Origin of the sequence: Alkalibaculum sporogenes (assembly GCF_009362815.1) — a bacterium.
Lineage (GTDB): Bacteria > Bacillota > Clostridia > Eubacteriales > Alkalibacteraceae > Alkalibaculum_A > Alkalibaculum_A sporogenes.
This window is the reverse complement of sequence record NZ_WHNX01000014.1, coordinates 26,593-50,436: the sequence shown is the minus strand read 5'-3', so window position 1 is coordinate 50,436 and position 23,844 is coordinate 26,593. Positions and strand designations below refer to the sequence as shown.

General features: G+C 32.7%; 22 protein-coding genes. 3 read left to right on the top strand and 19 right to left on the bottom strand.

Features of this window, described 5'->3' with window-relative positions; translation table 11 throughout:
• Positions 1 to 75 precede the first annotated feature (75 nt).
• The 5 genes from GC105_RS10165 to GC105_RS10145 form a co-directional block, all read right to left on the bottom strand.
• On the bottom strand, positions 76 to 1,056 hold the full coding sequence (locus tag GC105_RS10165; protein WP_152804375.1) for a TAXI family TRAP transporter solute-binding subunit: 981 nt from the start codon (positions 1,054 to 1,056) through the stop codon (positions 76 to 78).
• Positions 1,057 to 1,133: 77 nt separating this feature from the next.
• A complete protein-coding gene (locus tag GC105_RS10160) occupies positions 1,134 to 3,044 on the bottom strand; it encodes a TRAP transporter permease (RefSeq protein WP_193708371.1) in 1,911 nt (636 codons plus the stop codon).
• Positions 3,045 to 3,193: 149 nt separating this feature from the next.
• Positions 3,194 to 4,660 carry an MFS transporter gene (locus tag GC105_RS10155; RefSeq protein WP_152804371.1) on the bottom strand — a complete coding sequence of 489 codons (1,467 nt, stop codon included), beginning with the start codon at positions 4,658 to 4,660 and terminating at the stop codon, positions 3,194 to 3,196.
• Between the two features lie 41 nt (positions 4,661 to 4,701).
• Positions 4,702 to 6,084: a uroporphyrinogen decarboxylase/cobalamine-independent methonine synthase family protein gene (locus tag GC105_RS10150; protein ID WP_152804369.1), complete on the bottom strand. Its 1,383-nt coding sequence runs from the start codon at positions 6,082 to 6,084 to the stop codon at positions 4,702 to 4,704.
• Positions 6,085 to 6,127: 43 nt separating this feature from the next.
• Positions 6,128 to 6,763, bottom strand: a complete 636-nt coding sequence (locus tag GC105_RS10145; protein ID WP_152804367.1) for a cobalamin B12-binding domain-containing protein — start codon at positions 6,761 to 6,763, stop codon at positions 6,128 to 6,130.
• A 409-nt stretch (positions 6,764 to 7,172) separates the two neighbouring features.
• Here GC105_RS10145 and GC105_RS10140 point away from each other — a divergent pair, with 409 nt between their 5' ends.
• Positions 7,173 to 7,574, top strand: a complete 402-nt coding sequence (locus GC105_RS10140; protein ID WP_152804365.1) for a helix-turn-helix domain-containing protein — start codon at positions 7,173 to 7,175, stop codon at positions 7,572 to 7,574.
• A gap of 75 nt (positions 7,575 to 7,649) precedes the next feature.
• A complete protein-coding gene (locus tag GC105_RS10135; protein WP_152804363.1) occupies positions 7,650 to 7,988 on the top strand; it encodes a helix-turn-helix domain-containing protein in 339 nt (112 codons plus the stop codon).
• A 397-nt stretch (positions 7,989 to 8,385) separates the two neighbouring features.
• Here the strand turns inward: GC105_RS10135 and GC105_RS10130 are convergent, their stop codons facing one another.
• The 3 genes from GC105_RS10130 to GC105_RS10120 form a co-directional block, all read right to left on the bottom strand.
• Complete coding sequence (locus tag GC105_RS10130) at positions 8,386 to 9,216, bottom strand: class I SAM-dependent methyltransferase (protein ID WP_152804361.1); 831 nt, start codon at positions 9,214 to 9,216, stop codon at positions 8,386 to 8,388.
• 1,379 nt (positions 9,217 to 10,595) lie between these two features.
• Complete coding sequence (locus GC105_RS10125; protein WP_152804359.1) at positions 10,596 to 11,837, bottom strand: hypothetical protein; 1,242 nt, start codon at positions 11,835 to 11,837, stop codon at positions 10,596 to 10,598.
• A 753-nt stretch (positions 11,838 to 12,590) separates the two neighbouring features.
• Entirely contained in the window at positions 12,591 to 12,935 is a 345-nt protein-coding gene (locus tag GC105_RS10120; protein ID WP_152804357.1) for a hypothetical protein, read from the bottom strand.
• Positions 12,936 to 13,208: 273 nt separating this feature from the next.
• Between GC105_RS10120 and GC105_RS10115 the strand changes: the two genes are divergently transcribed.
• On the top strand, positions 13,209 to 14,129 hold the full coding sequence (locus tag GC105_RS10115; protein ID WP_152804355.1) for a transposase: 921 nt from the start codon (positions 13,209 to 13,211) through the stop codon (positions 14,127 to 14,129).
• A 282-nt stretch (positions 14,130 to 14,411) separates the two neighbouring features.
• Here the strand turns inward: GC105_RS10115 and GC105_RS10110 are convergent, their stop codons facing one another.
• The 11 genes from GC105_RS10110 to GC105_RS10060 form a co-directional block, all read right to left on the bottom strand.
• A complete protein-coding gene (locus tag GC105_RS10110; RefSeq protein WP_152804353.1) occupies positions 14,412 to 15,041 on the bottom strand; it encodes a hypothetical protein in 630 nt (209 codons plus the stop codon).
• A 16-nt stretch (positions 15,042 to 15,057) separates the two neighbouring features.
• A complete protein-coding gene (locus tag GC105_RS10105) occupies positions 15,058 to 15,609 on the bottom strand; it encodes a YcxB family protein (RefSeq protein WP_246169818.1) in 552 nt (183 codons plus the stop codon).
• Positions 15,610 to 15,859: 250 nt separating this feature from the next.
• A complete protein-coding gene (locus GC105_RS10100; protein ID WP_193708370.1) occupies positions 15,860 to 16,288 on the bottom strand; it encodes a hypothetical protein in 429 nt (142 codons plus the stop codon).
• Between the two features lie 749 nt (positions 16,289 to 17,037).
• Complete coding sequence (locus GC105_RS10095; protein ID WP_152804351.1) at positions 17,038 to 17,712, bottom strand: class II aldolase/adducin family protein; 675 nt, start codon at positions 17,710 to 17,712, stop codon at positions 17,038 to 17,040.
• Positions 17,713 to 17,745: 33 nt separating this feature from the next.
• Positions 17,746 to 18,132 (bottom strand): hypothetical protein, encoded by a 387-nt coding sequence (locus GC105_RS10090; protein ID WP_152804349.1) that lies wholly within the window; start codon positions 18,130 to 18,132, stop codon positions 17,746 to 17,748.
• A gap of 57 nt (positions 18,133 to 18,189) precedes the next feature.
• Positions 18,190 to 18,834 (bottom strand): L-fuculose-phosphate aldolase, encoded by a 645-nt coding sequence (locus GC105_RS10085; protein ID WP_152804347.1) that lies wholly within the window; start codon positions 18,832 to 18,834, stop codon positions 18,190 to 18,192.
• A gap of 19 nt (positions 18,835 to 18,853) precedes the next feature.
• Positions 18,854 to 19,942 (bottom strand): NAD(P)-dependent oxidoreductase, encoded by a 1,089-nt coding sequence (locus tag GC105_RS10080; RefSeq protein WP_152804346.1) that lies wholly within the window; start codon positions 19,940 to 19,942, stop codon positions 18,854 to 18,856.
• Positions 19,943 to 20,092: 150 nt separating this feature from the next.
• Positions 20,093 to 21,508, bottom strand: coding sequence for a PTS galactitol transporter subunit IIC (locus GC105_RS10075; protein WP_152804344.1), 1,416 nt, complete (start codon positions 21,506 to 21,508; stop codon positions 20,093 to 20,095).
• Positions 21,509 to 21,536: 28 nt separating this feature from the next.
• Positions 21,537 to 21,833, bottom strand: a complete 297-nt coding sequence (locus GC105_RS10070) for a PTS sugar transporter subunit IIB (RefSeq protein WP_207706971.1) — start codon at positions 21,831 to 21,833, stop codon at positions 21,537 to 21,539.
• A gap of 55 nt (positions 21,834 to 21,888) precedes the next feature.
• On the bottom strand, positions 21,889 to 22,344 hold the full coding sequence (locus GC105_RS10065) for a PTS sugar transporter subunit IIA (RefSeq protein WP_152804342.1): 456 nt from the start codon (positions 22,342 to 22,344) through the stop codon (positions 21,889 to 21,891).
• A 288-nt stretch (positions 22,345 to 22,632) separates the two neighbouring features.
• On the bottom strand, positions 22,633 to 23,676 hold the full coding sequence (locus GC105_RS10060; RefSeq protein ID WP_152804340.1) for a zinc-binding dehydrogenase: 1,044 nt from the start codon (positions 23,674 to 23,676) through the stop codon (positions 22,633 to 22,635).
• Positions 23,677 to 23,844 lie beyond the last annotated feature (168 nt).

The window sequence follows — 23,844 nt, the reverse complement described above, 5'->3', positions numbered from 1 at the left end:
CTCCTTTCAAAAAAACTCTCGGTTCTATTCTATTGGGTCTTGGGTTGCTGTGGGCAGCGACCACTACAATAATAATTAATATTTAACAAGTCCTACCTCTTGATAGTATTGTAATGCTCCATTATGATAGGGAACGTCCCCTACTTCACTCATTAGATCCTCGATTGGGAATGTTCTCATATTACCAAGGGCATTGCCCAATCTTTCAAAGTTATCATATATCCCCTTTGTCATTACATAGACATCTTCATCTGATACATCTTTATGGGTAATTAAAACAGCTCGGTAGCTAGCAGTATAATATGGTTTATCTAAAGTCACTCCTGATGCGCCTTCTTCTAATTCAACAAGATATAATCCATCATAATCCTCAACTAACTTTTCTGCATTTTCCTTGCCAATATTTATATAACGACCACCAATGCTCTTTCCCAAATCTTCATGAATACTATTAGGCATAGGCGATCCAGCAAACATCAAATCAATTTGGCGATTTTTTAATGCTTCAGCAGCCTCAGAAAAATTATATGGTGTAATTGTATAATCTTCTTCTGTTAAATCAACATAACTTAGTAATAATTTTGCTAAAGGTTCTGCATCCCCTCCTGGAGGTCCAGCTGTAAATTCTGTACCATTGAGTTGATTAATATGTTTTAATTCTTCATCATTTGTAATTGGTAAAATATAATGGTGCCATAAAGTGGCTATCACCCGAATATTTTCTAACTTTTCTTTATCTTCATAAAAGTGTGTGCCATGAAAACCATTAACCACCGAAGTTGTCATAGAAATACCAAATTCCGCTTCTTTGCTATTTACGGTCATTACATTACCATTTGTAGATCCTGGTTCAACTGTAATAAGCAATGAATCTTTAACGAATTCTGATAATGTACTTCCCAAAGTATGTACAGTCAATCCAGAAGGTCCGGTCAATATTCTAACTCTAGGAACTTCATTGCTATTTACTTCATTAGCCTTTCCATCATTTGAACAACTTGTAAACACAAAAAGGCTTAATAATAATATAACCAAAAATATATTATACTTTTTCAAAATTGTTTTCCCCCTTTTGTTTTATCTAATTATACTTTCTTAATATATTCGCACCTCCTCCCTTCATCCAACTATCTTTACTCAAAACTATTACTTTTTTTAAATTCTACTTTTGTTACGGAGATGATAGCTAACCTTTTTAAATTTAAAGTCATGATAATAATTATTGGAATAGTAATCATGCCTACTATACTATTGGGACTAATTAAAGCTAAAGCTGCTGCTCCAAAAATAAGTCTTACAAACCAAGATAATCTTTGAAATAAAAACCCTTCATTACAGATTGATAATAATACAACACCTAAAACTGATGTCAAAATTATGTGTATCGTTTTAAGACTAAAGCTTTCTAAAAGCAAGAGTGCAGGATTATAGACGAACATGAAGGGAATTAAAAAAGCTGCCATGCCGACGAGTACTGCTTCTTTTCCGATCTTACTCAGGGAAGCTTTAGAGATAGCCATAGCTGCATAGAGTGATGCTCCTATTGGTGGAGTGATAAAAGATAGTGTAGAATAATAAACTACAAATAAATGTGCTCCTATTGTTGGAATCCCCATTTGCACAAGTGCTGGAATGGTGACTGGAATCTGAATTAAATACGCTAACAAGGATGGTAATCCCGTACCCATTATCAGGGTAATGAAAGCTACAAGAATAAGTAAAATAAGCAAATTACCATTGGCAATTTCCAAAAGAACGCTTGATAAACGGACACCTACACCAGTTACCCCTAACACTCCTGCAACAATTCCTGCTAATGTACAAGGAATCGCTACCATTGCAATGTTACGTGCAGCATCAGTAAAAGCAGTTACTAATCTCTTAGGGGTTAACCATCTAGAACTATCTCGATTCAAAAAACTAATAGGTACTAATAATAATATTGCCCAACTCACGGTCAACAAAGGGGTATATCCCATTATAAGTGGTACTGTTAAAATTAATATTGGAATTAGCGTACACCACTGATCTTTTAAGAGTGTAGTTGCTGAGCTCATATTAGATATGTCTAATATTTTCATATCTAGTTTATGTGCATGAAGATGGATAGTAGTAAAGACAGCAAGAAAGTATAAAATCGCAGGAATTGCAGCACTTTTAACAATATTAAAATATGGAATACCAGAGTAGTCCACCATTGCAAAGGCTAGTACACCCATTACAGGAGGAAGAATCATACCGCCTGTTGATGCAACTGCTTCTACAGCTCCCGCATATGCCTTTTCAAATCCAAGCTTTACCATTAGTGGTATAGTGAAAGTACCCGTTGTAAGAACGTTAGCCGTTGGACTACCCGAAATAGTTCCCATCATAGCACTTGAAAAAATAGCGACTTTTGCTGGTCCCCCTTTTTGCCTACCTGCTAAAATCTTAGCTAAATCCATCAATGTAGAGCCTGTACCCATCTTATCAATCAACGCACCAAACAGAACAAACATATATAAATAAGTTGCCGAAACACCTAATGGCTGTGAAAAAATACCCATCTCGCTCCAGGTAGTTAGTTCAAGCATAAATCTCCAAGAATACCCACCATGTTGAAATATACCACTAAGGTATTGACCAAAAAAGCCATACCCTACAGACAAAAGCATAACAATGGGTAAAGCCCAACCAATAATTCTTATGCCCATAATTAAAACAACGGCAAAAAGTAATACGCCAGTAACAACATCTAAATAGGTTAATGGAGCCCCCCACAAACGAGTTAAAATATAGTCCATATTAAGAAATAAATAAGCGAATGAAATAATTGTCGCTAGTAACATACATACATTAAACAACTGACTTTTTTCTTCTTTATTTAAATAGCCAAGGATTGTGATAATCAAAATAAGTCCTAAATGAATACCCCTTTGTATATATGTATACATTAGACCTGCTACCCCAGTATAGATATGAAATGTTGCCAATATTACAGCTAGTGCAGTAGCAATGATAGTAATCAAATCTTTGATCTTATGCTTTTTTTCCTTAATATGCAAAGCTTTTACCTCCAGTACTATTAATCTAAGCAATTACCAAGCTGTATAAATCTAAATCAGAGAGCAGGTCACCTTATTCTCACTTATCACCTACTTAGTTAAATTGTTATACCTACTCTCTTAATTTGTTTAATTTATTTAATCTTTTATTATACTTGTCCTTTTCTTAACTTCATTTCATCTCTTATTTCGGCAAGTTTACTATCATTTAGCGGATAGAAAAATGCTACAATTGCAATGCATATAATTGATAATATAAATGGTAACGTCGACTGCATTGAAGCTAATGTATTAAGCACCACTGCTGAAGGTGCTTCACCTGCAGCATAGGCTGCTGCATCGTATCCTGCCCTATCCATAAGAAATGTTCTAATCACAGTTGAAACAAGTACCCCTGTTGTAATTGTGATTGAATATATTGACATAGTAATTCCGTCTTGTCTCTTCCCATATTTCCAAGCGCCCCAATCAGCAGCACCTGCAAAAAGTGGCATAATAAACGCTTCTAAAAGTCCAGCAAAAAAGCTTGAACCACATATTAAGATAATAAAAGCATTTGCTGACAAACTTTTCATTGTGAAAGTAATAATCCCTAAAAAAATGATATGGCAGATTCCCGAAGCCACAAATCCTCTTTTAGAATCTTTAAATGCTTTAATCCATAAACCACCAAACATGACGCCAACCACAGCAGAAAGATTAAATGCTGCCATGAATAACGCCAACTTACCAAAGTCTTTAAAATAATACTGAAAAAAGTAGGCAGCCGTATTTAAATGAAAGAAATAGTAGGTCTTATGTATCGCCATAAATGAAAACATCGTAAGCAAGGCTTTATTCGTAAATACCGTTTTTAACACTACAGTCATAGGTATTTTTTTCTTTTTACCTTCCTGTGTGATTTCTTCTTCCATTGCTTCTCTTTCAACATAGGATCCTCTCAACCCATAAGCCAGTGCAAAAAAGAATGCCAAGCTTATGACTCCAATGATCAATCCTGTAATGGCATATGCTGATGTTTCAACTCCTTTGAACGTTGCAGTGAAATAGATTAGCATGACTGGTACCATATAACCGAAGATTACTTTGCCACCATCTCTCCCGATTTTCTGTGTAGTGGCAAGAAAAGTACGATCCTTGGGGTCAGATGATATTTTAGGATAGATGGCTGATTTTGATACCGTTTGAATCGGTTGACTGATTGCAATGACCACCATCATGAAGAAAGCTAAATAGGCAAGGTTCTTTGGATCTACACCAAGTGCCGGTATTGAAAAAAGAATAATATAGGCACCGTAGCAAACAGTGGAACCTATTAAGATCCAAGGCCAAAATTTTGATTTCTTAAATGAAAATCGATCTAGAAATGTACCAAACATAGGGCCAAATACCCAACTTACTATCGTTTGTATTGACTGTAACATTCCAGCAAGTACCACCGATAATACATAGACATCCGTAAGTAAGTACGTAACATAAGTACCGAAAAACGCTTTTTGGAATCCTCCACCCAGCTCTGAGCCAGGCCATAGGATTTTTAATAACTTAAGTTTTTTCTTATCTTCAACTTCTTGTTGGGTCAATTTAGAAGATTCATTTACGACTTGGTCTGACATTATCAACACCTCTTTATATATATTTTTGTGTAAATAGTTTACTATTGACAAAGTGAATATATAAAACTTACAATGGCATCTTCTAATTCCATGACGGTATTCTTTGCCATTTCAGGGGTCTCAGGGTTTTGTCGTTTGTACTCTTCAAACGTTCTATAATATTTGCTTTCAAAGGGCTTAACTTCAGAGTGTTTATAATCTTCTTTATGAAATGATAGCCCAGCTTTATCTCCAGGATTAGAATAGACTCCATAATCCCGTACAGTCTCACATACAGCTACAAGATTTTCAATGTTGATATCCGAAAGCACCAGTGAACTCTTGTCAAATCCAAAAATGAATTTGCCCCCAGGTGCCATTATGTCAATAAATTCTTTAGTTTTATCAATACACTCTTGTTTTGTACAAGTAGTGAGCACCGAGAGTGGGAATAAACATGTTAATATAAACTTATTTCCTAACTTTTCTTTGATTTTCTTTGCATCTCCATACTCAAACTGTATTCTAGTATCAGTAGGTAGATCTTGGATATAATCCAAGTAACGCATCCAATCGTGCTCACAAAAAACTCTTGAATGTAATCCCATAGACGCATAATCATTCACTTGACGGAACCACGTAGGCCACCATAATGTACTGAAATCTTTTTCCCTCATAAATGTGGGCATATGTAATGGGAAAAATACATTTCCGTAGTTTGTTATCTTAGGTGGAATTCCAACTTTATAGTTCAATGGATATAGTGCTTCCACTGCTTCTTTGACTTTACTAGGCACTCTTCTTATATCAGAACTCATACCACTGAAACTTCTCAAATTGTCAGTTAGTATATCCATTGGCGCATATACTCCACCACCAGTTCCAGGTTCATTCACTGGGTATCCATATTTTTCTGTCAAACGTCTGATCATTCCCACAGTTTTAGCCATATTTTTATTCTTTGCCATCATAGCTTGGGCAATTGTAAACATTGATCTAGCAGGGTCTTCCAAGAAATTAAGATCTTTATAATTTCTTGGCAACACTTTCTCAATGATACAATCAAATGGATTATTGATAAAATCATCATATTCTTCAGCCAATAAACCAACAGTATTTGGGTGTTGCATAAAACCTGTTGAGCTCATAACACAATTCTTTGAACCCATTGCCTGGTAATAGGAAGGCATATGTATCTTGCCCCCATACACACATACATCAGAAAATATCCTGTCACAGAGTTCATCGGCAGCAGATTCTACAAGCAAAGGATCCCATAGTGATTCCCTCCTATCTATACCAGCATATTCAGCCACTATATCCAACCCTAAACTTACATTTATAGGCACTCGTCTAGGTACCAAGTTGTCATACACTGCTTGAATGTTTTCTTTTCTCTCAACTTGTAGTTCTTTAATTCCTCTTGTATTTTCTATATTTTCCAAGATATCAATCCTCTCTACATTTATTTTATGAGTGATATTAGATTTACTTAATCCATTCCTTGCATATTTTCACACCTTCTGCCGCATTATTTGTAAAGTCATCTGCCCCAATATGAGCACAAGATTCTTTAGTTACAGGATTTCCTCCAATGATGATCTTCACACTATCTCTTAATCCCGCTTCCTGTAATCCTTCTACCGTATCTTTCATTGCCTCCAGTGCTAATGTGAGTACACCACTCATCCCCACAATATCAGGCTTGATCTCTTTGACTTTGCTCACAAAAGCGCTAACTGGCTGATCAATCCCAATATCTATTACTTCAAAGCCAGCTGCTTCAACCATACTTCTAAATATGTTTTTACCAATATCGTGTAGATCACCATGAACTGTACCTAATACGATACTCCCTACTTTTGTAGAATCATCACTTCCCAAAACAGGTTTTAGTAGTTCAATAGCCTCCGTCAACAATTCCCCTGCAAAAATCAAATCTCCTACGAAATACTCACCTTTTTCAAATAGTTCTCCAACTTCAGCCATTCCTTCCTGACAAGCTGCTACAACTTCCTGGGCATCACTCTCAGATGGTGTATCGTCAATAAACTCATTTAAAAAGCAAATGACATTTTCCTCATCTAACTCCCCTACCCATTTGGTCAAAAACTGTAAATCCATTTAAAAACCTCCTTTTAGTTAATCGTTTACAACACATGTAAAAAAATATACTACTCACACCCCCTTTCGTTTGGAAGATATAGACACATTTAAAAAATAAATGTATACTAATTTTAAGGCACCAAAAGTACAGGTACTGGTAATACCTATTGATTTTATCTGCAATTTTTGTTCACTTAATAAACAAGATACTCCGTTATAAAAATAAGGCTTTCCTGGCAGGTTTTTATAATGGTTGTATTTGTTAATTATAATGAGTGACGATTATTTTAGTGTCTTAAAAAGTTTCAATGAGCAAGCATACTGCAACTTGCATCTTGTAACTATTGATTACATTATATAAATCTACAGTTACATTGTCAACAGATTTTAGATTTTTATTTAAAAAATATATGAGGGGGTCTTCCTTATGTTTAGCTCCAGATTAAAGGAACTAAGATCACAAAGTAAATATACACAAGAAAAAATTGCGGAAATACTCAAAATATCGAGAGTAGCATACACCAAATATGAAAGTGGAGAAAATATGCCAACTCCCGATAACCTAGAGAAACTTGCAGATATTTTTAATGTATCCATTGATTACCTCTTGGGTCGCACAAATAATCCTCACCCTTACCACGACTTGAATGAACAAGTTGATATAGAAATTATAGTACGCGAATTACTTTCAGATGCTGAAATGTGCCATGCCTTACAGAGTCTTAAAAATTGGACAATTGATGAAAAAAATCTCTTAATTACTATTATTGAAGGACAAAAATTATTAAAAGAAAAGCAAAATTTATCTGATATAACGAAAAATTTGTAATAGCCTATATATTATTAAAGAAGATTATATATATTTTGAGCTGTTATTTGCTATAACATTAAGAAGGTACATATTATGAAAGAAAATTTCGAAGGAATTGGAAAAAGAATATCTAAAAGAATGAATACACTTAATTTAAAACAGACTGACTTGTGCAGAATTACAAACCTTTCTAAAAACGCAATTAGTAACTATGTAAATGATATCCGAACACCTGATACTACCGCGTGTTATAAAATATCTAAAGCATTAGGTATTTCTGTGGAATGGTTACTTACAGGCGAAGATTCTCACGAATTCTCTCCAGAAGAAATTGATTTAATTATGAAATTCCGTAATTTAGACCCTAGAGATCATGAAGAAGTACGAGCTTTAATAGAAATAAAATATAAGCGTGCAATGAATAATCTTTAAAATCATATCATCACTAAAGATTAATTTAAAATAAAGACCGCAAATACGGGTTGTAAACTCTGCATACTAAATTACTAGTTTATTTTGTAGTTTCAAATAGTAAATACATAACAAACTATTAAAGTACTTGGTGGTAACCGATTTTGATTTCAAATTTTGGTATATAAAGAAAACCCTTAAGCAAAATAATTGTTTGACTGGAGGGGTTTATGTGAGAAGTTTTGATTTGAGACGAAATAGTCAAGTGCTTCATTGTGGTAATGAAACACTTATGCGCCAAACAGGTGAATTTACGAGGTGTTTACGCGATGTAAATACAATGATTTTGATTTTCAATACACATAGGGTGAAAGGCCAGAGACGGGACGGGATGAAGTGACCCCTAGGTTTTCTAAGATTACTTTTCTAAAAGTATCGCAATAGTGAAACTGTCCTTTTGATAAGAACTTCCTGCAACATCACCAAATACCTCGCATACCTTAAATCCTGATTCTTTTGCTTCTTTCACCAGTGTTTCTTGTGTAAAGCAGGTATCCCATATATAGTAAGAAAGCATTTCACCATTTGAAATAATAGAGGTTTGCTCTAAAGTCACATTGTCTGAATATTTATAACATCCTTTTAGTTCAAGATATTTATCTTCCCGCCAAAAACCGCCATTGTGACAGATTTCCCATATTTGCTTTTCTTGAAAAGCATTGTATTTAGCCATTGAAAATACATCAAACAAGAATTTACCACCGGGTTTTAAGTGGTGATATACCTTGCTCATAATGGTTTGTCTGTCAGACGTTGATAATGCTCCATAATCGCAATATATCATTGTTGAAAAATCAAAAGCCGTATTCAAATCCATATCCAAATAATTTTGATATAGATAAGTAATATTTAAGCCCTGCTGTATTGCCGATTTTTTTGCATAGTCTATTGAACGCTTTGAAAAATCAATCCCTGTCACTTGATAACCTTCTTGTGAGAATTTTTCGGCATATATCCCCGGACCGCACCCAATATCAAAAATCAGCGGATAATCCAAAGGGGGAACGATTTCTTTTATCCGTGCAATTGACTTCTCTATGAACTTCAACTTTCTGCTTGCCCCTTCAAATTCGGGGTCAAGGTGAGCTTTTAACATTTGTTTAGAAATGTGCTCATCATTCCAAAATGCAACTTCTGTTTTTGTGTAAAGAGGTGGTCTTCCTAAAATTTTACTGATACTGTTGAACATAATTGTTTTCTCCTTTTTCTCCTTTAATAATTGGGCAAATAAAAAGCCGTAGATTTTACTCTACGGCTAATCTTCCTAAGATGAAGAAAAGTTTAAGAGTAAAATAAAATCAAACATTAGGCACAAAAACTAAACTGTTAAAACAGCTCGTTTTTATCCTATTGAATTGATTTTATCTACTCTTTTCCAGTCATACCCATGCCACTGATTTTATGTCATCTGGTACGCCGGACTTTCATCACCTTTTCTGTTGAATTTTACAATTTTATATTACAGCAAATGGTGAGTTCTGTCAATAGTAATACAAAATATGCTCTATTTTCATTAATGATATGATATGTGTAATCATATCTAAAAATAAAGATGAACATTAGAATGTAGTAGGACCCCCCCACCACTTTGTTAATTAATAATTGAAAGTTAATAATTAATAAATAATTGAAGATTATTGACAGACGTTTTAAAGGAAAACCTATACTATAATATCACCAAAACAGATCCCTAGAAATAATTACACATTTTTCATTATTAATTGTTCATTAATTAAGTGCTCAGTATTACAATCGTAAATTTAAGAGACATGGACCAGTCTTTCAAGGTCGATTTATCAGTAAAGTAATTGATGTAGATTTGTACAACCTAATCGTATCTGCTTACATACACAACAACCCAAAGAACCTGCCTAATTATAGTGACTGTGTTCATACTTATGCTTTTTCCTCTTATAGGTATACTTAGGTCATGATCATGATGATTATCGTATGCTAAATACTAATTTCATTCTTTATCAGTTTAGCAAGAATCCTAATACTGCTAAAAAAGTTTATGCCGAGTTTGTAACTAGCTGAAACAATGTTACTCAAAAGCAGAAACAGTTTGAAATCATTGATGCATACGTCTCAAAAGAACCTTATGAATATCGAAGTGAACGATATATTTATTATAGAGATCTAACTCTAAAGGTAGTCATTGAAAAGGTTTCAGAAATATTTGATATTAGTAGTCCTGATTTCATAAAAATAAAATACTGTCATAGGGTATCAAATTTTAAGGCTATTTCAATTTTCCTAATGAGATGCCTCTGTGCCTCTGTGATTACTCTTATAAAGACATCTGTAAAGAAATTGGGAATCTGGCTCTCTCAGAAGTTGCTAGGCACTCTGGTAAAGGTTTTACTCTTATTTATACTGAACCTAAATATCAGAACTTGTTACCACAATTGCTAGAACGGATAAGAGCTGCCTAAGCAACCCTTTTTAATAACTTCCCCTATTAACAATACCATTAATAAATGGTATTGTTATATCATGTCAATATCTTTCTTTTACACAAGATAACAATTAAGTTAGTCTTATTTTTTTGTCCCATTTCTCATAATTTTAAGAAATATATATTGAATAATCCACTAGGTTTTTTGAATAAATGCAAAAGGTTGAAATCTGTCCCCTAGGATTTTTTTCATCAATAAAATTATTTATGTATGCATATTGAGAATGATTACGTGCAACATATATACCGATAAGTTCTCCGATCTTAGCTTCTTTTTGCAATTCATCTGTAATTCTTATTGCCTCATTATGTATCATCTCATCTGGCATTACAGTAGGTCTTTCGTAATTACATACTAAGACATTATTTTCATCCCTATCTATACCGTTATCCTGACTTATGATAAATACACAACAATCATTCATAAAATCAATATCTTTAACTTCTTTAGGTGAACCATCTAACGGCTGGTAACCATAAAATTCTTTCATGCCTAGTTTATTATAGTGTCTTGTATATTCACTTATTAGTAAATCAAACCCATCGGATAAAAACCTTGGAAAATCCGTCCTAACAACCAATGTGGGTGAGTTTGTCAAATATTCTATTCCATCTTCAACGCTATAGTATTGTGTAATATTTAAATCAGCAAAATAGTCCAATGAAAGCCTATTCTTTGCGTTTGGATTATGAAAGATGAAAATGCCATCAGATAGATATTCAGGTGATTGGGGGCTAACAATATTTAATTTATATGGCACCTTTATATCGTTATAATCTCTGTATAAGCTATATACATTATTTATTGAGTATCTACCGTTTGATATATTTAAGGATGATATTTTTCCAATTGTAACTGTGCTTGTATATAAAATAGCCGAAATATCTGCATAATCAGGATTATTAAAAATTCCTATAGGGATATCTACACCTGTCTCAACCTTTTTAATTGAATCTCTTATTTCATATTCTTCTTTTTCTGGGCAATAGTACATTCCATATAATAAAGCCATCATAGGATAGATATATTCTCTACCATAGTTTATTTGGTCGTATGAACTTAGTGCCACCACATAAGGCTTTTCATTATTAATCCAATCACAGTTAACATAATTTTCAATAAATTTATTTCTCTTTGATAAAATGGCATTTGCTTGACGAATTATAGCTTCATCCAAAATACTATAATAATCGGTTTGTTCATACGGTGGCATAAACATGGACATTATATCTTCCATACCTCTCTCTTTTTCTGGAACTCCTTTTGCCTTTATATTTGATACAACAGCTTCAATGTAAATTTCTTCCGTCTTTTTAATAATAAAATCAGGTCTATCATGTGTCTGGTCCAATTCAAAGTCAAGTTCCTTAAATAGAGCAAATAAAAAGAATTCCCAAAAACTTGAGTGAAATGTGGTCTGAAATTCTTTGACTATCTTATTATCTCTATCAATAAGACCATCGACCCATTTTTGAATAATAATTCTATGCTCATGAAATTGGGGTGTTAATAGTAGCTTAAATTTATCATGTAGCTTATCATATGGAATATCTGGTAAAATGTTAAAAATATCTAAGATAACAATCTCCTCTTCTCTTTCGTACGTTTCCTACTTTACATAATTCATAAAGTATTACTATTTATTTTAAAGACTTTTCAACAACACCTCTTGTCCTATTTTCTAAATAACGGCTCTCTGACTTTACATATTCCTGAACCCCCTATGGGACGTATCATAGCATTCACTTGCCAGTTTTTATACTAACTTTTCCCTAACGCTAGTACCATAGCTTTTGGCTACAGCAACTTAGGGTAGTTTGAATTCACCTCCTGTATGGCGAATTCAGTGGGCACTCCACCATCATTTGTATAGCATAGCTATCTTCAAGAAATATTTATTACTTGGTATTCGCCTTTGTGGCGCACGAGATATGTCTCCAGTTTGTTTGTATTGCCAAAGGTTGAAATATGTCCCTAATCGTTTCTTTTACCCCACATTCATCCTAATTCTGTAGTTTTCTGTCTCTAAACTCCTAAAAAATGAAAAGTAATCTGAACCCTAAAAAGAAACATTCTTTTTCTTTATTACGAGAAACTTGTTATACTATTCTTCCAATTTATCAATACACAAAAATTGGGAGTGGTATAGTTTATAATCTTCATCCGTAAAATACTTAACTTTCTCTTCTGTAATCACCTGACCGTTTCTGCTCCAACGTAGATTCCAATTACAATTACATGGTTGGATAATTGGATACATCAACTCTTCATTTTTTGTTTCTATATACCATATCCATTTAGGTTCTTTTTCCTCTGCTTCATAAGGCTCAGCATCCCATAATTCTATTACATCAGCATTCCTTATATATGTAATTGATGCAGTATCTACTAAAATTCCATAGTATGTTAATTCATGTTCTGTCTGGCCACAATCACGAAATTTATGCAATCCCATTTTACTCCAAAATCGTTCAGATGATTGAGGCTCACAGAATAGTTTCACAGCTTTAAAACCTTCATTTCTAAAATACTCTGAAACAGCTTTGTAGAAGAATTTTCCAAAAAACTATCGAAAACTATCGGGAAAACTATCGGGACAGTTCTCAATTTTTAACATCTTTAACTCATTATTATATATATTCTGACAAATTACAATAATTTATTGATTCTTACTTAAAATTATGCAATAATATAACCAAACACGAGTTCGGTGGTGATTGCTATGTCAAGAGTGGCAAGAAGAAGAGATCCAGAAACGACCCATCATATTATGTGCAGAAGTATTAGTGAAGTACAACTTTTTAGATTTGATGACGATAAAGTGAAATATCTTCAACTCATGGCTTTATACTGCAAAAAATTTGAATGTAGCATCCTCTCCTACTGCTTAATGGATACTCATGTCCATATCCAACTTGATCCCCAGGGATGTGACATTTCTAAATTCATGCATGGTTTAAATCTTTGCTACGCTCAGTATTATAATAGAAAATATAAGCGTCATGGTCACGTATTTCAAGGTAGATTCATAAATAAAGTGATTGACGTAGATGACTACAACCTTATTGTTTCTGCTTATATTCATAATAACGCAAATGATCTTCCTGACTTTAGAGACTGCGTTCATACTTATTACTTTTCTTCTTATGGCATCTATCTTGGAAATTATAGCGATAACTATGGGATACTTAATACAGATTTTATTCTATCTCAATTTGGTAATAGCCCTGAAACAGCCCAAGTTCAGTATGCACAGTTCGTTACTAGCTGTAATAATGTCACTCAAAAAGACAAACAATTCGAAATAATAGATTCTTATATTTACAATGAACCTTATGAGTACCGTAGCGAACGATTCATTTATTATAGAGACTTGACTCCGGGTAAAGTAATCGAAATTGTTGCAGAAGCTTTTGATATTCAGACTCCAAACTTTATTAAGAACAAATATAGTCACAGTATTTCAGAATTCAAAGCAATCTGCGTCTTTCTAATGAGATGCTTATGTGATTATACTTACACAGACATCTGTAAAGAGCTTGGAAACCTTACCCTTTCAGAGGTTTCTAATCTAACTAGTAGAGGGTTTGTACTCATCCAAAGTGAGCCGAAATTCAAAAACTTACTAGCCACAACCACTTGAAAAGATAAGGGTAGCTTAACTCCATTCCTATCTGAAGTTTATCAACGTTCTGAAACCATTTATTATATGGTTTTCTTACCATGTTTGTATTTAAGTACCCTTTTCCATTAAAGCTATTTGATTCACATTTGGCTTTATTTTTTTGTCCGTTACCCGATTATTAATAGATATATTTGTAATATTCTGTATCTAAATTGCTAATGTTTGAAATATGTCCCCAGTTGCAGTTTGTCCCCAGTTGCAGTTTAAGAATAATCCCCTAGATTTCATTCCATAGTGCATCTATAAAACAAACAAATCCTCAATAGGAAAACTCTTAATATCTCCAGCCATATATTTAGTAATATGTACAACATTACTCTCAATTTTAAACCACAATTTAGTATACTCCGAAGTTAAAAACTCTGCATGAAACCGATAGTGAAGTGGATACCCACTAATCTGGTCTATATTTTTTTGTTGGTTCGCATACGCACGATGATTGCCATCTATTATATATACACCACTAAGAATTGGTATGAACGCAGCAATTATTGGTTCAGTATTGTTTAATGCTACATTCATAGAATATTGCTTGTCAACATCCCTGTCTCCCAAGTGCATATTCCTCAAAGAAATATTAGAAGGACTTACCTGTTGACTTTTTAGAGCCTGATATAATCCATCTATGTTCCAACATAGATCGTATTCATAGAAGTCCGGCACTTTTATGTTTTGGTTATAATTTTTAAATTTTCCGTAGATATCAACATATCCATTAGCAGTGTGGAATGCAATCAATATGTTTTTATATCTTTCTATATCTATATCGAAATTTTTATAATCATTTACAATACCATTTTGTGTAAATTTGCGTAATTTCATAAAATTTAAGAATGCTAAACCCTTATCAATGTCAACATATTTAGTCATATGTTCAATCCCCACTTTATATTATATTTATAATAATTAATTCCTTCATAAGGTATTTATTAGATTCATCATTTAAATATCTTGTTGGTATTATTTGAGCGGTAAAGCCACTTAGGTAAATAAGTATCATATCGTCATAAACTTTTATAGTTTTTATACTTTTCTTTGATATTGTTTTAGATGTAAATTCACTAAAGACTTTTATATTATTATCATCGATTAACATAGTCTTTTTACCAAATATAGATGTGTCGCCCTCCTGCAATATCTTTTTAGTTTGTTTTCTTACTAATTTTTTATATTGATTTGGGTAGGTGATAACCCATATTAATGCAAATAATATGGAGATGATAATCCAATAACTACTTGGCTGTTTAAACAAACTTGTACCTATAGCATATATAGGTATTGAAAATAATAAAGGTATTGCATACCTTAAGAAATTGTACGTTTTTTTCTGTGATGGTGAATTTTCAATATGATATAAATTAAACTTAATATAATCATCCTCTGTTATTTCAAACTCAATTTCTATTTCAATTCCCTCCAATAATTCTCGATATGACAATTCAGATTCTTACTGTGAACAAATTTCTCGAATCAAAACAGAAAGTCCCGTCGTATTCCTCTATCTGCTTAAAACCAGCTATTTTCACTTAACTCATGTAGTTTTTGTCTTAAAAGCTTCTTATCAATGAGGTTCAAAGTATACTCTGATATTAATGTTGGAATTTATAATACCAAGAAGAACGTAAAAAACAGTTATAACTTCTGGATCAGTATGTATTGAAATATTAAGATGTGATTAATCGATATCTTTATTTATTATTATCATCATCTTTTGGATACAAATCTTGAGTACAAGAAAGATTAATAAAGCCTATGTATAAAGGATAAATTAAATAAATTACAAGTAAAAAGAGACCTGTTACTGGAACCGGTTTATCTCCTGGATAGGTTATAGGTATTAATAAATTGGACAATAATCTTAAAATTAAATAATAGGGTATCCAGAGAATTGTTAAAAAATATCTTAATCCTCCTGTATTAAAATACTTAGTTGTAATGAAACAAAAAAGAATGGTTGAAACTATAAATATAATAAAAATCAATATCGAATTTACGGTATCGTTTAACCAAGGAGCTATTCTCTCTAGTCGATACGCATTTATCATAATAAAAGCTACAATAAATAGAAAAAATCCATATAAAAAAGCAAAAAAATTTAATTTAACAAAAGTTTTCATAATGAGTTATCTTGGCATAATTTATTTCAAATAATATGCCTTCTCCTTTTTTAAAAATTGCAAAATTCACTAATTATGTTATTGTTTAAATAATACAATAAAAGGAGGAAAATGTAAATGAAAAAGGTGTCCAGATTTTTATTATTTATTGTAATAAGTTTTTTTTATGCTCAACGCAATTGTACTAACTAACACAATTGTACCGGATAGACCGGATGAGAATCTTACTCTTCCCTGTCATTCAGAGGAACAACGTAACGAAGAATCTTATGCCTTTGTCTTACTCTCAGCGAATACTTTACTACACACTAATAATTAATACCTGTTAGAGAATACCCCTAGGGTCTTAGATCCCACCCCGATAAACGGGGCACCGCGCTTCGCTCTGGATGACTAGGCAGTTGCTTGGGCATTTTCTATTGTCATTCAGAGGAGCAAAGCGACGAAGAATCTTAAACCCCAAAAGGAATCCCCAACTCCAACGAGCAATCCTCTCTGTCATCCAGAGGAGCTTGCGACGTGGAATTTTACTACCCCAGCCATGAGTCCAGCGAGCATCAAAATTTTTCTGCATGTAAAAATCCGAGCAACTCGCAATTTCTATCTAAATCTATGAAATTATGTATCTAAACCTACTAAAAGTAGAGACATGTCCCTTATAACTCTATTAATAATTGATAATAGCGCCTTATGTAAAAAGGCGCCCTATTGGGGTGTAGTATGTATCTGAAAGTTTTATACTTTATTAACTATACCTTTTTAAGCAATTCTTTTGGTATAGTACCATTCCCCTGACCATAGTATTTAAAGATTTCTATTGCTTGATCTACCTGCGCTTCTGTCATTTCTTTCATATCACCAATAGACCTTGCAGAAATATAACATTTTGCTGCTTCTTCCATATATATAGCAGCATATAAAGCTTGTTTCATTGATGTACCTACAGTCATTACACCATGATGTGCAAGAATTACAGCTAAGCTATCTCCTAGATAATTAACCGTATCAATACCCATTTCAATACTACCAGGAGAACTATATGGAGATACTTTGACATTTCCAGCTGCTGAATTAGCTAATGTAGTGAGATTTACTTTAAATTCGTCGCATACAAGACCTATAGCAGTTGCATACGGTTGATGCGTATGTATAACTGCATTTAAATCTTCTCGTTTCTCAAATACGTATAGAATTGCTTCTGTATCAGAAGATGGTTTTCTAATACCTTCTATAATATTACCCTCTAAATCCATAACTAAAATATCGTCTGGCACCATATCATCATATATCATTCCTGAAGGTGTTACTAAAATCTCGCCTGAAGGCATCCTAGAACTTAAATTTCCTCCTGATAAGGCAATCAAACCGTACTTGTCTAAATTTATACCTGCTTTAATAATTTCTAATTTTTCTTTTTCAAACATCTCAATTCCTCCTGAAATTTAATTTGCTGTATTTTATACCGTTATAAATAAGTACAAACCTAATATGGTGAAAATAATTCCTAAAATTCTACAAATTCGTATTACGCCTCTAACGCTTACACTACTAAACGTTTGGAAACTCACGTTGGGATATGGAAATAAAATAAATATTATTCCTACTACCACCTGCATCAAATAAACAAGTTTCATTCCTTGCTCTAATAGCAAATTAAATAGAATAAGAACAGCAGGTATAAAGATACCTAGATACATTACTTTTTTATATTTTTTATCTCTTTCCACATATTTTAAAGTATTTTCGCAACACACATCACTACATACTATATATTTTTTCTTACTAACCTTTACTTTACAATCAACTTGTTTTATACTCTTTCCACAATAAACACAAGTATCCACGTGTATACCTCCACTTTATTTTATGGTATATTGCACTATTTTAATTGATATCTAAAATTAAGTTCTAATACCATATGACTTAAAACCATCTAAAATATTAGACATATGTTTTTGAGATAAAATTACTGGATTACCAGCCACTTTAGATCTATAATATAGCTCAGAAACAAATTCTATTTGTTCTGCTACATCAAAAGCATAAGCAATATTTGGACCACAGGCAAGTAATCCATGATTTCCCAATAAACAACAAAATCTTTCCTCCATCGTATCAAAAGCAGACTCAGCCAATTCATATGTTCCAAATTGCACATATTTTGAACAAGGGACGTTTGATCCTGCATAGCCTGTAAGATAATGTAGTGGTTCAATACTCCAATTCAAACATGATAAAGTTGTTGCAAATATTGAATGTGTATGTACAACAGCATTGATCTCAGGTCTTTTTAGGTAAAATATCCTATGCATATCATATTCACTTGATGGTTTCCTCTGCCCATCCACGTGTTTTCCTTCCGGCGTTAACACAACTATATCTTCAACAGTAGTATCAAAATAATCCATACCACTTGGGCTAATAGCCATTAAATTCAAATCGCGATTGTAAATACTAATGTTTCCGAAGGTACCCTTAGCCAATCCACTAGTAATTAATTTTTTTCCATATTCTACAACTTTTTCTCTCTCTTCTTTCATTATCATTATAGTCTTCGCCTCCATATTATTTAAAGCTTATTCTATTGAAATTAACTATCCTATCTGTTACATCTTTAGTTATTATTTGATCAACTTTATTCATCAACATAAACGGTGCTTTAGGTATCGCGTCAACTGTACTCCCAGCTATATGAGGCGTTATTACAATATTATCTAAATCCATCAATTTTGACTTTTCATCAATAGGTTCTTTTTCAAAAACATCTAATGCAGCTCCTGCAATATAATGATTTTCCAATACATGAATTAAATCACTTTCATTTACTAAACCTCCTCTTGCAGTATTAATAAAATAAGAAGTCGGCTTCATTAGTAAAAAATATTTACTATCTATGATTTTTTCGGTTTCCTCAGTCAATCGTAGATGTAGCGTAATTACATCAGCAGTCGAAAATAATTCTTCCATTGATGACACCATTGTAATATTGATCAAACCGTTGTTTTCTAATCGTTCAGTCGAAATATATTTATCATATGCGATTATTTTTATATTTAAACTTTTCAACCTCAATGCTACTTCTATTCCTATATTTCCGAGCCCAACAATACCTATAGTTAACTGATCTAATGTAGTAGTAAAATTTGAATTATTAAACTCTTTCATCCAATTGTTACTCATCAATTGATGATGTGATATTGAAATATTTCTTGTAAGAGATAAAATTAGACCTAGTACAAATTCAGCAACAGGTTTAGCATTTCTAATCACATTTACAACTGGAATATTTCTCATACTTGCTGCTTCTACACTGATGTGCTCTAAACCACCCCTACAGGTAAGAATCAATTTTAAATTTTTGGCCTTATCGATTAACCTCTTTGGAATAGGACAAAAATGAGTTATTATTATATCTATATCTTCAATAATTTCATCTAACACTTTTGAATAATTTTCTGCGTCTGGACCATTTCTTTCTATATTGAGCTGCATAGATGTATAACCAACTTTATCTGTTGCTCCCCAAAATACTTTAGTCACAATACCACACTTAATTAACGACTTTTTAATTGCAGCTTCCATATCATCAGCTGATACAAATATATCACCTATAACAACAATTTTTTGATGCGATTGTGTTAAATAATTAAGCATATCTAATCCCCTTTCAAGGAAAATAAAGTGAAACTTTATTCAGTAGAGGTTTTCTTCATCCCCTACATGTTTCTGTAAAATTAGCCGTTATAAAAACGGCTAATTAAAACTCAAAAATATAATTGATCAATTGTATAGATAACTACTAAATTAGACCATACTTTTAATCTGATTGGGATCTTCATTACATCTTTCAAGAAAATCGACAATTTGGACTTTGTATTTTTTAAAGGTAAAGTGTAATACAAAGTATAGAACTATAATACCGATAATCAGTAAAGGATTTTGCGTTAAGAATGCCAAAAATGATAATGCGATTAATGGGTGAGCCATTATACCAAAACTTATTATCATTAAGCCTCCTGCTGTTAATTCAGGATTAACTTGTGTCGCTACCTGAGTAAAATAAGGTGCAACTTCAGAACAAATCAATAAGCCTAGTGAAAACCAAATTACACCTGACACAATACTTTTAGCAATATTCCCATTTGATATAGCTACAAAAACTTCAACCATATAGGGTAATGCAAGAAGATCAATCATTGGTAACGTTTGATTTCCTGGCAATATAAACGCTATACCTAACATTATAGGAATTAGTATTATACCAGTTACAAGAGTATTAGGTTCACCATAACCTACTGCATCGTTTACTGACATGTACCATTCTCTCTCTTTTCCACTCTGCTTAGCTTTTGATTTATAGGCATCAGTCAATGTAGTAAATGCAGATGCAAATATACCTGCAACTTTTGGAAATACTGCCATTACAGAAGCTGTAGAAATAGCAGAAGTTGTTATTGTTCCCCAAGTAGCAAGTTCTCCAAGCTTATTATATCCTCCTATAATTGCAATAAGTGCACCAATCAAGAGACCTATAAACATTGGCTCACCAAATATCCCAAATTTTTTCTGCAGTTCTTGAGCATTAAGTTTTATTTTATTAAATCCCAACTTACCAAGAATAATATTCATTAAAACTGCAAAAGGAAGAGTTTCTAAATGATGTGGTGCAGTCATACAACACTTTGGATATTGATAATAAGTTGACCATCTTTTTGCCGCAACCTCACTAAACAAAAGGATATACAAGTTTTGTACTATCATAAGAAGTAATGCTAACCAAATATTATTTGTAAGTAAGTACAACATAGATCCCCAGACCATAAAAGAATAATTATTCCATAGATCACTAGGCATAAACACATTAGTCCATTTTAAGAAGAATAAACCTACTTGAATGAAAATAGCTAGACCAAAGAAAATTAGACCAATATTTGTTGAATAAGCTATAACTGATGTGGACTGCCATCCAGTATCAAGTATAGGTAAATTAACTCCTGCATTTTCACTCATTGAAGTTACTACAGGTGAAATAATCGCACCATAGCTGTTGATTACTAAATTAAAACCCGTTAACCCAACTGCACATAGTAACCCTGAAGTAAAAGCTTTTTTATTATTAACACCCATAAGTTTTGCTATAATAAAAAGCATAACTGGTACTAGTACAGAAGCACCAAATGTCGATAAAATTTCACTTAGTGTATTAAAAATATCAACCATTTAAAATTTCCCCTTTATTTTATATTTACTAATCCAGTTTACTTAAGATTTCCAGACATTCTTCAATTACTTCCTCTTCTCCAAGACCTGTTAGTAATCCCACACCACTTACTTTAGGAATGTTATATTCTTGATATACAGGACTAACACAAACCATTAAGTCAAAGTGATTCCCTCCTAAATCAGATTCAATACTATTAGGACTAGATTCTACGGTTTCAGTAAGATATCCATGTTCAGCAAGCATATCTTTTAATTTACTTGCTACCATTGACGAACTAACTACACCTGAACCACAAACACATAAAATTTTTACTTTTTTCACGTAATTCACCCCTTTCTAATTTAAAATAAGTACTCTTTTAATTAAGAAGTATATTTTAGTTTAAATACTTCTTAGCTATTCTATAGAGTTCATCATTATCCCTTGCGTTAGTGAACTCTAGCGCTGCCTCATCATCTTGGAATACACTCATCATTCTTTTTAGTGTATCCAATTGTTTGTTAGGATCTGTAATTGCCATCATAAAAATCAATTCCACTTGTATATAGTTATCAGCACTACCCATGTGACAAAATGTAACAGGTTTGTTTAATCTAGCTACACAGATAGCAGGCTCATTTACATGTACACTATCTGTATGGGGCATTGCAACAGAAGTGCTTTTTAGCTTGAGACCTGTTGGGAATACTTTTTCCCTATCTACAACTGCATTAATATATGTATTTTTAACATAACCTTGATCAAATAATATCTTTCCAACTTTTTTAATTGCATCTTCTGAATCGTTTGCATCTAATGATACATCAATTAATTCTTTTACTATCATTCCCATCTTAAACTCTCCCTTAATTTTTTGAGGGTTATTAATCTCCCCTTAAGCTTTATTCATTTATCTCACCATTCTATCTTCAATACTATTATCAATTAATAGAGCATAAAATCACTTCTGAACAAATGTGATTACTAATTTATCAATTGTTCATGATTTAACATAACTATACAATATGCACTAGCAAACGTAAATTGTTAAAGTATCATGTTTCTATAAAATATCGTTAAACATAGAGGCTTATAATTCTAATCAGATACACACATTTTTTTGATGCACTTTTGATATAAATTAAAATTCATCATTACATTTAATAACGGATTTAACTCCCTCTCCTTTTATTGATATCTGGAAAGCTTCTCGCCATTGCTCAATCGATACAATCTTAGTTACAATTATTTCTGGATCGACTACACCATCTTTCAATAGTTTAATTGACTTTACCCAGGAAGATGGTTTCTGACTCCTAGAACCTATATATGTAATTTCTTTATTCAAAATCAGATCTGTAGCAATATTCATCTTTGATTCTGGAAAAACTCCCATCTGGATTATTTTTCCCTTCTTTTTGACGATTTCAATCCCTTTATTTAGAGCTGCAACAGCACCTGAACATTCAAAAACAACATCTAACCCCACACCTTTTGTAATTTTTTGAACAATATCATTAATATTCTCCTTCATTTGGTCTACTGTTCTATCTACTCCGATTTTTTTCCCAATTTCTAAACGATCCACATCAGATGTTAATCCAGCTAAAATTACATACGCTCCTTTAGATTTTGCAACTTGTGCTAACAATAATCCGATAGCACCCACACCAAATATACATATCAAGTCTCCTCTTTGAATATTAGCTTTTTCAATACTAGCATGCACACTGCAAGCAAGAGGTTCAGTTAACGCGGCAGACAGCAGACTTACATTTTCAGGTAAAACGTGTATGCTCTCCTCTCTTGACAATGTATACTGAGCCATACTCCCATTTACCTGAGTACCTAATCCTTCTCTATTTGAACAAAGATTATAATCTTTTGATATACAATGTTCACACTTACCACAAGTAGTATAAGTAGTTTCACTAGTGACTCTATCTCCGACCTTTACAGTCTTGACTTGAGGTCCTATTTCTGTGACGACTCCAGAGAATTCATGCCCTAATATAACAGGAGCCTTAGTACTAGAGTACACTCCACTAAATGCATGTAAATCTGTTCCACATACACCTGAGTATGCAATCTTAATTTTAACTAAATTTCCTATTGCTACTGGCTCTACTACTTCCATTAATTCCATATTATCGTATCCACTAGCAGTTTTTACGACCGCTTTCATATAACCTCTCCTTTGTTGAACATCCGTTCATGAGTTTTTACTTTATTTCACGACTACAAAATAATTATACTGAATGCATTTATATTTGTCAACAACGGTTTGTTAAAAAATAGTATTTTAATAGTATTTTTTTAATATTGCACATAGTCTTTACTTTTTGTTTAGTTT